The sequence below is a fragment of the Pseudoalteromonas piscicida genome (assembly GCF_002208135.1).
GTDB lineage: Bacteria > Pseudomonadota > Gammaproteobacteria > Enterobacterales > Alteromonadaceae > Pseudoalteromonas > Pseudoalteromonas piscicida_A.
In genome coordinates this window covers 4,089,311-4,103,440 of the sequence record NZ_CP021646.1, presented here as the reverse complement: position 1 = coordinate 4,103,440, position 14,130 = coordinate 4,089,311, and the positions used below count along the sequence as shown (strand labels likewise).

General features: G+C 38.1%; 19 protein-coding genes. 15 read left to right on the top strand and 4 right to left on the bottom strand.

The genetic code is table 11. The features are described 5' to 3' along the window. Window positions 1-422 precede the first annotated feature (422 nt). The 9 genes from B1L02_RS18480 to B1L02_RS18455 all read left to right on the top strand — a co-directional run bounded on the left by B1L02_RS18480 (window position 423) and on the right by B1L02_RS18455 (window position 8,340). The gene (locus tag B1L02_RS18480) at window positions 423-2,537 is read left to right on the top strand and encodes a winged helix-turn-helix domain-containing protein (RefSeq protein ID WP_088532208.1); all 2,115 of its coding nucleotides are present in this window, start codon (window positions 423-425) and stop codon (window positions 2,535-2,537) included. Window positions 2,538-2,754: 217 nt separating this feature from the next. Next, entirely contained in the window at window positions 2,755-2,925 is a 171-nt protein-coding gene (locus B1L02_RS23865; RefSeq protein WP_157757266.1) for a hypothetical protein, read from the top strand. 109 nt (window positions 2,926-3,034) lie between these two features. Then, complete coding sequence (locus B1L02_RS18475) at window positions 3,035-3,469, top strand: hypothetical protein (RefSeq protein ID WP_151208259.1); 435 nt, start codon at window positions 3,035-3,037, stop codon at window positions 3,467-3,469. Window positions 3,470-3,616: 147 nt separating this feature from the next. Then, window positions 3,617-3,961 carry a hypothetical protein gene (locus tag B1L02_RS18470; protein WP_088532206.1) on the top strand — a complete coding sequence of 115 codons (345 nt, stop codon included), beginning with the start codon at window positions 3,617-3,619 and terminating at the stop codon, window positions 3,959-3,961. After that, on the top strand, window positions 3,961-5,205 hold the full coding sequence (locus B1L02_RS18465) for an HlyD family secretion protein (RefSeq protein WP_088532205.1): 1,245 nt from the start codon (window positions 3,961-3,963) through the stop codon (window positions 5,203-5,205). The genes B1L02_RS18470 and B1L02_RS18465 overlap by 1 nt, the downstream gene beginning before the upstream one ends. Then, window positions 5,205-7,433 (top strand): peptidase domain-containing ABC transporter, encoded by a 2,229-nt coding sequence (locus B1L02_RS18460; protein ID WP_088532204.1) that lies wholly within the window; start codon window positions 5,205-5,207, stop codon window positions 7,431-7,433. The genes B1L02_RS18465 and B1L02_RS18460 overlap by 1 nt, the downstream gene beginning before the upstream one ends. A gap of 57 nt (window positions 7,434-7,490) precedes the next feature. After that, entirely contained in the window at window positions 7,491-7,658 is a 168-nt protein-coding gene (locus B1L02_RS23860) for a hypothetical protein (protein ID WP_157757265.1), read from the top strand. Between the two features lie 315 nt (window positions 7,659-7,973). Further along, window positions 7,974-8,114, top strand: a complete 141-nt coding sequence (locus B1L02_RS23855; RefSeq protein ID WP_157757264.1) for a hypothetical protein — start codon at window positions 7,974-7,976, stop codon at window positions 8,112-8,114. Between the two features lie 25 nt (window positions 8,115-8,139). Continuing rightward, the gene (locus tag B1L02_RS18455; protein WP_088532203.1) at window positions 8,140-8,340 is read left to right on the top strand and encodes a hypothetical protein; all 201 of its coding nucleotides are present in this window, start codon (window positions 8,140-8,142) and stop codon (window positions 8,338-8,340) included. A 445-nt stretch (window positions 8,341-8,785) separates the two neighbouring features. Here B1L02_RS18455 and B1L02_RS18450 read toward each other — a convergent pair whose 3' ends face one another. Beyond that, window positions 8,786-9,883, bottom strand: coding sequence for an ISAs1 family transposase (locus B1L02_RS18450; RefSeq protein ID WP_088530854.1), 1,098 nt, complete (start codon window positions 9,881-9,883; stop codon window positions 8,786-8,788). Window positions 9,884-10,424: 541 nt separating this feature from the next. Here B1L02_RS18450 and B1L02_RS18445 point away from each other — a divergent pair. The 3 genes from B1L02_RS18445 (at window position 10,425) to B1L02_RS18435 (ending at window position 11,312) form a co-directional block, all read left to right on the top strand. Then, window positions 10,425-10,628: a bacteriocin-like peptide gene (locus B1L02_RS18445; RefSeq protein ID WP_088532202.1), complete on the top strand. Its 204-nt coding sequence runs from the start codon at window positions 10,425-10,427 to the stop codon at window positions 10,626-10,628. A 14-nt stretch (window positions 10,629-10,642) separates the two neighbouring features. After that, window positions 10,643-10,855, top strand: coding sequence for a hypothetical protein (locus tag B1L02_RS18440; protein ID WP_088532201.1), 213 nt, complete (start codon window positions 10,643-10,645; stop codon window positions 10,853-10,855). A gap of 220 nt (window positions 10,856-11,075) precedes the next feature. Then, window positions 11,076-11,312 (top strand): hypothetical protein, encoded by a 237-nt coding sequence (locus B1L02_RS18435; RefSeq protein ID WP_088532200.1) that lies wholly within the window; start codon window positions 11,076-11,078, stop codon window positions 11,310-11,312. Window positions 11,313-11,720: 408 nt separating this feature from the next. Here the strand turns inward: B1L02_RS18435 and B1L02_RS18430 are convergent, their stop codons facing one another. Together B1L02_RS18430 and B1L02_RS23850 are read right to left on the bottom strand one after the other, a co-directional pair. Continuing rightward, window positions 11,721-11,966 (bottom strand): hypothetical protein, encoded by a 246-nt coding sequence (locus B1L02_RS18430; RefSeq protein WP_088532199.1) that lies wholly within the window; start codon window positions 11,964-11,966, stop codon window positions 11,721-11,723. Between the two features lie 35 nt (window positions 11,967-12,001). Next, entirely contained in the window at window positions 12,002-12,163 is a 162-nt protein-coding gene (locus tag B1L02_RS23850) for a transposase (RefSeq protein WP_117333100.1), read from the bottom strand. A 289-nt stretch (window positions 12,164-12,452) separates the two neighbouring features. Between B1L02_RS23850 and B1L02_RS18425 the strand changes: the two genes are divergently transcribed. The 3 genes from B1L02_RS18425 to B1L02_RS18410 all read left to right on the top strand — a co-directional run bounded on the left by B1L02_RS18425 (window position 12,453) and on the right by B1L02_RS18410 (window position 13,879). Then, a complete protein-coding gene (locus B1L02_RS18425) occupies window positions 12,453-12,641 on the top strand; it encodes a hypothetical protein (protein ID WP_010604129.1) in 189 nt (62 codons plus the stop codon). A gap of 31 nt (window positions 12,642-12,672) precedes the next feature. After that, window positions 12,673-12,864, top strand: a complete 192-nt coding sequence (locus B1L02_RS18420) for a hypothetical protein (protein WP_010604128.1) — start codon at window positions 12,673-12,675, stop codon at window positions 12,862-12,864. Window positions 12,865-13,141: 277 nt separating this feature from the next. Beyond that, complete coding sequence (locus tag B1L02_RS18410; RefSeq protein WP_088532197.1) at window positions 13,142-13,879, top strand: nucleotidyltransferase domain-containing protein; 738 nt, start codon at window positions 13,142-13,144, stop codon at window positions 13,877-13,879. A gap of 4 nt (window positions 13,880-13,883) precedes the next feature. Here B1L02_RS18410 and B1L02_RS23845 read toward each other — a convergent pair whose 3' ends face one another. Then, a complete protein-coding gene (locus tag B1L02_RS23845) occupies window positions 13,884-14,030 on the bottom strand; it encodes a hypothetical protein (RefSeq protein WP_157757262.1) in 147 nt (48 codons plus the stop codon). Window positions 14,031-14,130: the final 100 nt, after the last annotated feature.

Genomic DNA, 14,130 nt, shown 5'->3' with positions numbered 1-14,130 from the left:
TGTAAAGCTTTATAGACATTCCCATACTAGAAAGATTCGCTATGAATGCGTCGATGCAAATAGGTATCGAGAGCTGTTCAAGCTTTGAACAGCATCATTTGCTTCTTTTTATATAGAGTGGGCTGTAACTTTTTGTTTTTAAATTCTATTTTTGATAGATATCCTAACTTTTGAAACATCCAGAAAAATAACACTTTTTACATGATAAAAAAGAAATAATGCTTCGATATTGTCTTTTTCATTTGTAATGGGTATAAGTGAGCGCGTTTCCTTGAACTTATTGTTTTTAAAGTTAAGTTTTAAGTTGAATGTGTTAGTAAAGTTTTTTTTTTTGCTACTTTAATTGTTCGTATTTATTGAAAAATAACTTTGTTATCTTAGAATAGGTACTGTCTTCTCGATAATGGAAACTCGCAGGCTTCATGGATGAGGTAAAGCACGGAAAAGTGATGAAAGAAGTAAATTTCACTAGAACAGTCCAATTTGTTAAGTTTGCTCAATGGACTTTAGATCCCAAAAAGCAAACAATCACTGATGGTGACGAAAGTAGGGAATTAGAGCCACTGCTTTATAAGATTCTTTGCTATTTGTTACTTAACATCGATCAAATTATAACTAGACAAGACTTAATTGATGACGTTTGGTGCCAGCATTATGTTGATGATAACGCAATAAATAGAGCGATTTCTGAACTTAGAAAACTGCTAAAGTCAGAAAAGTTCAAAGGCGTTATTATTAAGACTCACTACCGTAAAGGTTATAGCTTAGCGGTAGATAGAGAAATTGTTCTTTTTGAAGATGGTGGCCAATCTAGTAATCCAGATGTAACCCCACCACCCACTAAAAAATCTAAAAAAAATTACTCCACAATAATTGTTGGCTTAATTCTTCTTGCTGTAGCAATCACGCTATCAATGTTTTATCTCCTCCCTTCTAAAAAAAATGAGAATCAAGCGCTCACCGCTATTAAAGAGCATTCATTTGATAGTTTTGAGGAGCGTGCTATCACTTGGCAAGAGGCATATTACAGTTATTTAATATTGCACCCTGACAGCAATTATTATGCTTATTTGTCGGAATCTGACACGAGTAAATCTATTGTTGTTCGTTCAATGAAACACGATGATGCAAAGAAATTTACTTTTCCTGACAGCGATGTAGAGCCTTTAGGTTTTTCAACTTCTCTTTCGCACCTTTTCTACAGAGAGAAAACTGCAGATGGTGCTTGTGCCATATGGCGTATTGATTATTTGAAGGAAACTGATGCGCAAAAAGTAATGGGATGTGATAAGCAAATTCGCAACCTATTAGAAGTTGATAATCGTTATCTACTCTACGACAAGCTAGGCTTTCGTGAAAAGAGCCATACTGCGGCACTTTATATTTTCGATAGAAAAAGAGAGCTTGAGTTTAGAATATCTTCTCCAAACGTAAGCTCATTTGGCGATCAATTACTGTATTATGACTCCAGTAACGGACGAGTGTATTTCAAACGGATGCAAAGTGAGTTTACAGAAGTTTTTTATACTGATATTGAAGGCAGTAACCTAGTTCAGGTAGCAACCATTACAGGAGTCGTAAACAACTTTACGATTGTTGATAACCAGTTATATTGGTTTGATTTACTGTCCCAAAGTGTCAAAGCATTTGATATCGATCTGGGAGTTGAAATTGAGAACATCAAAAATAACTCATCAGTCGAGTATAGAAATATTTGGCGTGTAGCAAAAGATAGATATTTGGCGCAACAAAAAGACTTTGAAGTGGTAACTACACTGTATTCAAAAGATCTTGTCAAGCAGCTGGATATTGCAGGGGCCAGAGATGCCGCTGCACTGGAAAATATTGATCAATTTGTTGTTATTTCCAATGTTGAGCATATTAATGAGCATTTACTTAGTTTTTTAGACAAGCAAGGCCGTGTTATTCGCCAAATACAGTTAGATGAGTTTGCTTATCGGGTTAAGGTAAATAAAGATAACTCATTGATTTATATAAGATTAGATAAAGATGTCAAGGTATTTGACCTCACAGGTAAGTTAGTCAATGAATTCTCATTTGATGAGAAAGTGGTTGAGATTGAAGCGTCTAATGATTCTCAGATAGCTGTAGTGGTACAAAAGGGGAAGATAAATAGAGCGCTTCTTATAGACAGTATGACTGGAAAGCAACGCCTACTGCCGATAAGAGATGTTCTTTGGTTTACCTGCTTTACAGAGTCAAAGTGTATTACGCAGAACTTTTTCAGAGAGGTACGGTTATACGATCTCGAAGAGGGAGCATTTACTGGGCAAAGCACCTACGTTGAACCATTTTTCCCCAATTTTACATTATTTGGAGCGGAGTTAATTTACTTTGACGGTAAAAACCTAATGGAGTTTGACCCCGAAGCTTTATCGCGAAATGAACTAGATTCTTACGATCCTAGTGAGCAAAGAAATCTGTTAAATGTGAGACTAATCGATAGTGATGGCAGTTATCTAACTTTTGCTATCACACATAAGTACAATGCAATCACGGTCTTTGAGAACAAATAAAAAAGCCCGAGAGCATGGCGGTGCCTCGGGCTGTTACATATGCGAGAAATGCAGATGTAATAAGGAAAACTTAGTCTAGGGGATCTAATTTATCCAGTCAAACTTATTGAGATACTTATCCTAATGTTCAAATTAGATTTCCTAAGGTTTTGCTAATAGCAAGTTTTTGATTTATCGCTATGCTAGACCTTGCTCTACAATACAAAAGGAATAAAAAATGAAACTTTCAATTAAAAAAAAGCAACTAAAGCAACTAACTAAGTCACAAGCATCTAGCGTTAATGGTGCTGGTACTGATGAAATAGTTAAGGAGTTATTGACCTACAGCGTGATGTGTAATCAGGGCAGCATTGCCTGTGGGATGGGCGGTAAAGCCACAATAAGCTAATAGGGTCGCTCGATTGATGCGTGCTGTTTGGCTTTTAACCAATGTTATACTTATTAAAGAGTTAACTTTTATACCTCAGCCAGTGGAATACATTGTGGCCGGAGGGGGAATGAAGTCAATACGCAATCAAACTGAACAGGGACCCATTCATAAGGAAGAGGTACTATTTGAGTACCTCTCGACTGATAGTCATTTTAAGCCTTTCTTTTCACACTCCAGCGGAATCGTACAGTACGCGCTTAAAGATACGCCTCAACTCACTACCGGAAAGAGAATACTCAAGATCACACCCAATGCAAGCTACGGATACATGATATTTGAACAGTCTAATACGTACCCTGACATCTCTGTAAATTATTTTATTTGTACAGATGATGAAAGTACTGGTTTTGCGGTTCAGTTTTATCATGCTCGAGCAAATATATTCTTTTGGAAGTCGAGTGAAGATGCAATAAACATGCACTCAAGCTTAAGTAGAAAACCGACCTATTTAGCGCTTGCTCCATGTAAGGCGTATGCCGACCAGCCTTCAAAACAACCTTAATATTATCAAATAATATCCATATATTTTCATATTAATTATGGGTAAGTTATTGTTTTTCATGTTTATTTTTTATTTCTTGCTTGTTTGAAATGTAAGTGAACTATAGGCATTATCAAACCACTTTATTAGTTTGAATAGGCACTGAAAATGACGTTAGAAGAATACTTTAATAATTACTACGAACTAATATGTAATGGTGAGTTAGATAACTTAGCGCAATTCTACTGTAGTAACTCTCCACTTATTGAAGCAAATTATCAGCAGTTTTCTGGTATGCGACAGCAATTTAAGTTCAAACTTTCATTACAAAGTGTTGAGCTTATCTCAAAGCAACCTGACCTATTAATCGTGCGAGATAGCTTAAAGTTTGAAGCGACAATTGAAGGTAATGAAGTTGTTCAGGTATCAAGCAACGTTCACATGATGACTCGTGATAATGATGAATGGAGAATTTTTAACTCTGCAGCATTGCCTGACAATAAGGTGGCATAATGTCTGACTTATTCAGAAAAGAAGCGCTATTACATCAAGGGCATAAACTCGATGGTGAAGTTACCCTTGCCACTCATATGTCATTCAACTGGATACTAGGTGTAATTGTACTTATCGTAGTTATAGGTTGCGCTTATTTATTCCTAGGAGAGTACCACAGAAAAGAAGTGGTTTCTGGTTACCTGAGGCCAACACAGGGGGTAAGCAAAGTTTATCCGCTCGGCACAGGGGTAGTTGATAAGGTCTTGGTAGAAGAAGGTCAGTCTGTTAAGAAAGGTGAAGTGCTCGCAACGATTCGTATGGAGCGGGTACTGACGTCTGGTGCAGACATGAATGCCGCAATCGTCATTGAGTTGGAAAAGCAAAAGCAGCTATTGCAAGAAAATCTCGCGAATCAAATAAAGTTGAGAGATATGAATCAGGATAAACTTGAGTCTCAGATCGCAAGTTTGTCAATTCAGCTAGAAAAGGCTAAAAACCAGTTACGACTGCTATCCGAGCGAGTAGCACTTAGTGATGAGCGAGTCAAAAATACAGAAGCACTTATCACAAAGGGATTTGCCTCAGGTAATGACTTAAAGACTCAAAAAGACAACTTATTAGCAATTACTCAGCAGCAAGAAGAGCTGTTGTCGCGGCTATCCAGTCAAAGAGAACAGATGAGTCAACTACAATATGAGCTAGCGCAGTTACCTATAGATCATCGAGAAAAACAAGTAAGCCTTCAGTCACAACTGGCAAGTATCAACCAGCAAATCAGACAAGCACAAGGCCAGCAAAGCTACAACATACTGAGCCAAATGGATGGCAAAGTTAGCAATCTACTTGTGAAACCGGGGATGGTTGCAAATGGACAAACTCCCATAATGACTGTTCTGCCGCATGATGCGGAGTTGGAGGCTATTCTATTTGTGCCAACGAGAGCTTATGGCTTTGTAAAACCTGAGCAGCTTACTCGGATCCGTTATCAAGCATTTCCATATCAGCGCTTTGGCATATATGAAGGGCATATTAATACAGTTTCTAAATCAATTTTATTACCTAATGAAGCAAATGCCCCTGTATCTTTGCGAGAACCGGTATATCAAGTAGTTGTTAGTCTTAAATCTCAGTCTGCTAATGCCTATGGCGCGACAGTTCCGCTCCAAGCTGGAATGTTACTAGAAGCCGACATTATGGTTGATAGTCGCTCATTATTTGAGTGGTTGTTTGAACCAATTTACAGCATCAAAGGAGCGTTGTAATGGAAAACCCTATGCATTTATTGAGATTTAGTGGCAATAAGCGTCTACCTGTGATCTTGCAAACTGAAGCCGCTGAATGTGGTTTAGCTAGCTTAGCTATGGTAGCGGCATACCATGGTCATAAAACCGATCTTACTTCGCTTAGACGTGAACACGAAATATCGCTCAAAGGAGCAAATTTAGAAGAGTTGATGCAGATTGCTGATAAGTTAAAGTTTAGCACAAGAGCACTACGGCTAGACTTAGAGCATCTACCTAAGCTCAAGACCCCCTGCATTTTACATTGGGATATGAACCACTTTGTGGTATTAAAAAAAGTTTCAAGTCGCGGAGTCGAAATACATGACCCTGGAGTTGGTTTACGAAAATATACATTAAGCGAGTTTTCTAAGCATTTTACTGGTGTTGCTTTAGAGCTAAATCCAACAGAGGAGTTTCGCTCTGAGGATACGAGAGTAAACTTGAAGTTATCTGACTTTTGGAGCAAGGTGACTGGGATGAAATCAACACTTGGTAAAGTGTTTATTTTATCGGTATTACTCCAGGCGTTCGCGATTGCAAGTCCTTACTATATGCAGTTAGTTGTCGACGAAGTTGTGCTCAGCTACGACAAGAACTTACTCGCGATATTGGCGATAGGCTTTGGCCTTCTTATGTTAATTGAAATGATAACTGGTGCCGTTCGGAGTGTTTTGCTATTACACTTTGGAAACTTGATGAGTATACAGCTTGGCTCCAACCTGTTTTATCATTTAATACGCTTACCTTTAAAGTACTTTGAAAAGCGCCATATTGGTGATGTGGTTTCGCGTTTTGGCTCATTACAACAAGTGAAAGACCTGCTAACTCAGGGAGTAATAGAAGTTATCATCGATGGTATTATGGCAATTGCCACACTAGTGATGATTTTTGTTTACAGCCCCAAATTGAGCTTCGTAGTGCTAGTTGCCATTGTGTTATATGCCATTTTCAGAATTGCAATGTACCGACCATTGAGGCAAATGTCGGAAGAAGTCATTGTGAATTCTGCAAAAGAGCAATCTAACTTCATGGAAACCATTCGCGGAATACAAACGATAAAGCTATTTGGTCGTGAAGTACAAAGACAAAGTGTTTGGCATAATAAATATGCGGATAGTCTGAACGCAGGTATACGCGTTGGACATTTAAATATCGGGTATGAAGCAGTAAATAAAGTTATTTTTGGCGTTGAAAACGTACTGGTTATCTATTTTGCAGCTTTATTAGTGATGGATGGCGACCTAACGGTAGGGATGTTATTTGCCTTTATGGCATATAAAAGACAGTTCGTAGAAAAAATGGCAGGCCTTGTTGAGAAAGCCATTGAATTTAAAATGCTGAACCTGCACTTCAATCGCTTAGGTGATATTACACTCACAGATAAAGAACAAGATATTGAGCGAAAAATATCAGGCTCTCCATTAACGGGGAAGATTGAGCTACAAAATATTGCCTATAAATATAATCAAAAAGACGCACCTATTTTTAAATCTCTTAATTTGCAAATTGAAGCTGGTGAATCAGTTGCAATAATAGGCCCTTCTGGTTGTGGTAAAACAACGCTCGCAAAAATTATGCTTGGACTTTTTGAGCCTGATGATGGAAAGGTATTGGTTGATAATCAAGATATTCGTCAATTAGGTTTAGGTAGCTACCGCTCTCAAATAGCAGGAGTTATGCAAGATGATCAGCTACTATCTGGATCAATAGCCGATAACATCTCATTTTTTGATCCGCAGTTAGATATGAAGCAAGTAGAGTGGGCTGCTCAGGTTGCAGCTATAGATAAAGATATTGCTAATATGACTATGGGTTATAACACGCTGGTTGGTGACATGGGAGCCGCATTGTCTGGTGGTCAAATTCAGCGCCTACTATTAGCTCGTGCGTTATATCGCAAACCTAAAATTTTATTTATGGATGAGGCTACGAGTAATCTTGATACCAAGCTTGAATATGCAGTTAATACTGCAGTTAAGTCTTTAGATATAACTCGTATCATTATCGCTCATCGTCCTGAAACCATAGCCAGTGCTGATCGTGTGATCGAGCTTAGATATGGTGAAGCGGTTGAAGTGGATAAGGATATTTATGAGGCTAGGAAAATGCCTATGGGTGAATCAATACAAGCGCCTGCGTGTAAGTTAAATATTGAAAATGAGCCCTATACAGATACTTCTGCTGGTGGAGAATTTGTTCTGAGCTAGTAAACGATTTCGGGTAATCACTCCCACTCGGGAGTTTTAGGTAATAAGGAAAATAAAATGAAGAAAAATAATCAAAAGGTACAAGAAATGATTGAATTAACATATCAATTAGAAAAATTTTATGGCGGCAGTACTTCCCAACCTACCACAGCGCCAAGGTATCAAGGGCCAACCTATCCTTCAGAGCCATGCTTAGGGCCTATCGATATCACGACTTATTTTTAAGATATAAATAAAACCCCTTTAAGGGGTTTTATTTATTATTGATGAACTTTTGGATTTTGAAATGTTGATAGTGGTATCAGCGATTATGTATTTTTAGTTGTTTAATATTTTTAATGGAGAGTGTTTTTGTTATTTTCATTGTGTTAATAGTTGTTTTTGGTGGTTGTGTTGTTACGATTTTAAATGTTTTTTTGCTTGATTTTTTTTGTTTGTAAATGTATTTTTATATTTGGGTCTTACTGACCCACTTTTGGAACTTCCACTTCTGGCGGGATGGAAGTTTAATTTTTTAAAACTAAATAATGTGAGAAAAAGATGAGAGAAATTAATGAAGTTCAAGCGAAGTTAGTAAATGGTGGTTTAGCCCCTTTAGCTATTTTTGTTTTGAAAGATATAGCTCTAGTTTATAGTGTTTATCAGTCCGCTAAGTGGGCACATGAAAGAAAGATGAAATAATTAAAACTTAATAAGGAATTAAAACATGAAAGAACTAAAAATTAACGATATTAAAAACGTAGATGGTGGTTTTCTATGGTCTCTCCCTAGGATTGCTGTATCAGGAGTGGCGATGTATAGAACTATAGATCAGTGGAATAGTAATTCCGGCTTTCGCTCACCAATGAGTTATCCTGGAACTTATAGAGGCTCTGACCTGCATTATTATTCAGATCCTCTTCTTTAATATTTGTATTAGGGTGGTCGTTTAGAGCGCCCTAATAAATAGATGGTGTGAAAAACTTTTGGCCGTAAAATTTAATTGATATATTTTTACAAATAAAAATGGAAACTAATCCCTAAATTAACAATCACACTGCCTAAAAATATTAATTATAAAACTTGGGTGGATAAATGTTTTTATAGTTCATCGGTAAGGCTAACAGTTGAGTCTTAATTTGTGTATACGGAACATTCAGTTGACCATTCTAAATGGGTTTATCTAATCCCTTATACCTTGATACTTCCCCGCGAGTTTTCAGTAACTGGTATTAAATATCTTATTCTTCCTACAATTCCTTAGCTGTTTCGGAGGTTCCTCGATCCTGTTTGCAATTCAGGTTTTACTTTAAAATGACTTAAACCTCATTGGCTGCCCGATGTACAGGGTGGGATTCCACTTTGCTTATAGATTAACCAAAGAGTAACTCCGTCCTAAAATCACCGTTCCAAGCTGCTCCTCTTCGTTTCGCTGCTAAACTGTCTTTTTTACCTTGATGTTGCCTAATTATGTTTAAGCATACTCTGTTGAACAAAGCGATGTGTGCCGCCCCGTCTGGGTCTGCTACCTTTAATTTATCTTCTTTGAAAACAACATCTAACACCCAGTGAAGTCGATTCTCTATGTGCCAATGTTTGCGTATTACTTTTGCCACTAACTCTGGCTCTACCGCCAATGAACTGACATAGAAGTGGGAGGTATAACTGGTTTTGTCGCCTAATTTACGACCTCTTGCAACCTCAATCACCGTTTTGACATGAGGCCATTTCTCTTTGAGTTTCTGCGGTAATTTAATCGGTAGTTGCATAACTAGACGACTTTCACCTCGGCCATGAGCATTTCCATTGCTTTGTGTTTCTTCGTGTGGGCCCATGCTGTCATAGTGAGCTGTAAAGTGCTCAGCGATAGCATTGTGTAAATTACGCTGATTGGCTTTGACTTGGATAATAAAGTCGCCCTTATTCTTTACTATCGTCTCCAACGTTTTCGTTTGGCAATGCAGAGCATCAAGCGTCACAATGCAACCTTTACACGCTAATATGTCGATGATATCACGGGCAATTTGACCTTCTTGACCCTTATTTTGCGCAGCTTGTTGATACAAGGCTAGGCCATTATCAACATCAAATGCACTAACCACATTTAGCGCATTGTACACATTGTCTTTCCAACAACCTCGAAGCACTTTTCCATCAATCGCAATGTGTGGCTTTTGAGCTTCTTCACGACGAGAATTAATCCAATCTAGCAGAGCCTTAAGCAAAGCATCGGTATTTAAAGCTTTGATTATGTTTGCAATGCAGTGACGTTTGGGTATGCCATGTTCAAAAGGACGATGCTGCCTTAACCAATCCAGTTGCAACTCACCAAACTCTTGAATTGATTTCCATCCATCAGCGCCACTAAGCACGGCACTCAAAGTTAAAAACAAGACGTCGACAAGATTATGTTTGATATTAACATCGGTTCTAGGATCTTCAATCCACTCTAAATGTGTGATGATGCTCATTGTAACGACCTAAAAAATTGCGATGCGCAATCAGATCATAAAACCCCAATACTCGTCAATTTAAAGTTCGATCCCGCCCTGCCCGATGTATGACTCTATCTTAAATTTTAATAGATATGAGATACAACTCACCATATTTATGCCACATTATTTTCTTTTAACTCAAATATCTATATCAGACACTTTGTCTATGAATTTTTAATATTCCGACAGTGTGTCACTGTAATAAAGGTCATCGTGAAAAATGCCAAAAGTTGAATTTCTCGAGTTTCAGAGAGTTATTAGGAGATTTCCCTAACCCTTTATAGGTACGTTTGGGATCTTATTACTGATTTTTATGATTTAAATGTTACCAATTTATAACTTTAACCTATGCTTATGTTTTTTAAGGTTAAATTATATTTTTATAATTTGACTTATTTATTTTTTATATCTAAAGTTCGATTTGAGTTGAATATTTAATTCTCTCCTTTTTAAGGGCTACCTGCTTTGGCGGAATTGGTAGCTGGAAATTTAAGTTTTAATTAATGCGAGAAGAAAGATGAAAGAAATTAATAAAAATCAGATCATTGAAGTTAAAGGTGCTGGGTTTGCTGAGGCTGCATGTGTTACTGGCTTTGGTGCCTTAGGTACTCTTGGTGGCTTTATTGGCGGTGGTATCTCAGGCCCAGTTGGTATGGCCGGCGGAGCTATGTGGGGATTCAATATCGGTGTAACTTTTGGCACTGCTGTTTGTCTTAAATAATAGGGAAAATGATAATGTTAGAAATTAAACTTAACGAGTGTAAAGAAGTTTCAGGCGGCGACTGCATGGGTAGATTTGCTACTGGTGGCGCGCTTCTTGGTGGTGCTGTTGGTGGTGCTGCTGGATTCTTTGGCGGTTTTGGTTTTGGAGCTGGTCCAGGTGTTGTTGGTGGTAGCACGCTAGGCGGTTCATTTGGCATGATCGTCGGTGCTTATGCTTGCTACTAAAAAGCTGAGTGTTGGGGCTTAATAAGCCCCAACGTTTATAAATTTATGTAGGGGTAGAAATTTGAGCTTTTTCTTGTGTAATTTATTGATAACATCAACAATTTTCTTAATACCAATTTTGAGGCTTTCAGTTTCGGATAGTAGTATCATCAATTACTCTGTTCAATTGTCTCTTTTCATTTTTATATTCTTATTTGTATTTTATAGGGGGAGAGTCCCTATGAAAGTAAAAAATAAGGAGCTATATTGTTATACATTTCCTTTTGTTAGGAGGTTTAAGTGTAGAGAAATAAAATCTTTAGATGTTTCTGATAAGAAAGTTAATATAGAATTTAAAGATGCGGTGGCAGATGTTGATGTTGATTACTTTTTTGGTATTAAAAGTGAAATTAAAAATAGTGAGTTGAATAATGCCTTAGTTGAAAAAGGGTTCTTTGTGACTATTAGTTTTAGTTAATCTTTTTATATTGGTTGTGGATGGAGTTTTTTTGATTCAATAATTGTAAAAAATAACGATTACCTCTTTGGGTCTATGATATCGCTCTAGCTGGCTATTTATCTTAGCAGGCATAGTATTTTCATACATCTACTTAGATCGCTTCAACCCCTCATTAATTTTTCTTGGCGATACATTCAACACCTGGCCCATGTAGGCTATAGAGTTTGTTTTTACACGTTTTTTCTTGCTTTAACAGCCGCTCGGCCTGTTGTAGAGCATGGATAAACTCCTGACTTGGCTGCCCGGTGATTTTCCTCAAGATGTCTTTCATCACCCGTATGAGAGAGTTTTTCTGTTTTTCATCATGCGTTTAAATTGCTTAGCATGGGCATGGCCCGCTACTTTTTGCGCGGTCCTAGGGTCAATTCATTCATAACTTTGCCTAAGCCGAATACCGGCTTGCTTAGCGAAACCAACCAGTTTATCACGGCATTTTTCTAGTAGTTTACTGTCCGTTGGGTGGGCTATATTTTTCTCCATGACGGTGCTGTCTACAACCACCTCTCGTAAGCTTGCAGGCTTGATGGTATTACTTTTAAGGCCAGTATCAACAGTTAACGAAAGCATCAATTCAACCCCATCTTCGCCAATTCGCTTGCGAAAGCGTGTCATTGAACTTGGGCAGCAAGGCGCTCATGAGTGAAAAATTACATGCCACAAAAATATTGCCAATACGGGTTTTCGCACCACATGACCACCGTGTTTTCGTCAGACAATTTGTGAATTTGTTTCAGGTATTCGAGGCCCGCTAGATTGCTTTGGTGATGTTTATGGTTCGTAACCACTGCATCAGCGTAATACATGAGCATAGTCAACACAGCTCCTTGAGTAATAACCCTGCTGGTATTTAAGTGTTTTGAGCTGCGCCTTACTTCTCGTTATCAACGTGTAACCATAAGCAGAGGTGCAACCTTATTTAAGCGGAGAAATTTATTATTCTCACATAATAGTTTGTTCCATATATTTGATTTTTAAGGTGTTGTATATCTTTTGATCGAGTTGAGTTTTTGCATCCTAATTGTAACCTTGTTCCGGCTAGATAAAAGCAGGCTTGAGTACATCGGGCTAAATTGATTATTTAAATATTGAGGAATAGTTATGCAACAACTTAATCTTTCTGATGTTAAGGTCGTTACCGGCGCCAGTGCGTGTACAACCGCTTTTGAAATGAGCTTCTCTGTACTTGGCACTGCACACGGTGCTATTTTAGGTCCAGCTGGTGCTGCTGCTGGTTGGGGCGTTGGTTACTCGGTTGGCAGTATCCTTGGCGGATACTTTTGTTCTTAACCGTAATTAATTGATGTAATAAGGAATTAAAATGTTTGAATTGAATTTGTCTTCGGTGAAGCAGGTTACTGGTGCTGGTGTTTGTGAAGGATCTTTTCGTTTAGCTGGTGCGATCATAGGTGCTGGTATAGGTGGTTATGTTTCTGGTGGCTTTGGTGCTGCGGCTGGGTTTTCTTTTGGACAACAAGTCGGCGTCTGGGCTGGCGATATGTTTTGCTCTTAACCTAGTTGGTGAACTTGTATATCCCTTGTCATGAGGGATATACAAAATAGGGGAATATGTTGAATTTAATAATGATTTTATTACTAATCCTCTCCTTTTATTTGGGGATAACGGATATCAGGTTTAAGCAACGCAAAGCAGGGTTCATGGCTTTTGTTACCCTTATTCCTTTTTTTATTGGTGTGAGCTATCAATGGCTGGGGGCTTATTTCCTTATCTTATTGCTAGTTTTGGTTAATTTGTATTTGATTTATTTGAGAAAATTTAGAGGTGTTAGGTGATATCTAAAGAGCTGGGATTGGCAATAGAGACTTTCTGTGGGAAATATTGTAAAGCAATCGTTAGTGTTATTTTATATGGTTCCCAAGCTAACGGTACTGCCACAGCCAAGTCGGATGTCGATCTAATTGTGATTGATGATTCTTGCATGGAACCTTTTAGGATTCAAAGGACCATCAATGGGTTTCCAATCCAGGCAACCATCATGAACTATAAAGATATGCTAAACGCTTTGTGCGAATCGAGAAAGCAATCGAACCCTTTTTTTCCAATTAGCTTAGAACAATCGAGGCTACTGTACGATACGAAGGGCTTGGGAGCTTATCTGACCGATTTGGCTAAAGAAATTGTTCAGGCTGGTCCTGTAGCGCCAGGCGACAACCGGTTGGAGCTTCAAAGAATCTCTTTGGTGAATATGCTCAGCGATGGGCTTGCTGAGAAATACATAGGAAACTCTTTTGCTGAAAACTGTACGTGGGCTGCATCAATTATTATACGGTGTGAAGCTTATTTACTTCATAAAAGTGGAGATTGGCTCAATTACAACAGGCGGCTTAGGAAGCAAGCACTGATGGAAAGTTTTCCTATTATATATTCAGGACTTAACCGAGCAATGGAAGACTTTCTTAGTGCCAAGGATACAAAGTTATTTGCAGATAATATTAAATCCATTATGAATGAACAAATGAGTTTTGGCTGGGACACTCACGATAATTGTCATGCGTCGGTATTTTAATTATTTACGTCTTTTTTGAGATATGCTGTTTATCAGTGACATTTTCTACTATTCTCAATGTTTCCCATAACGTGTCACTATCGTAGGGGTTGCCGTGCATCGCATGAGAGCAACCTAAAAACAGCTCTTTCAGTGTAGTTGCGACACTCACTTAGATACCAAGCTCTTATGGCTTCGCGCCAGCGCCATTATCGCCATAGCGCTGTTTAAATCCGCTCTCTAAGCGCTGCTAATCAATGAGCTTTGCCAGT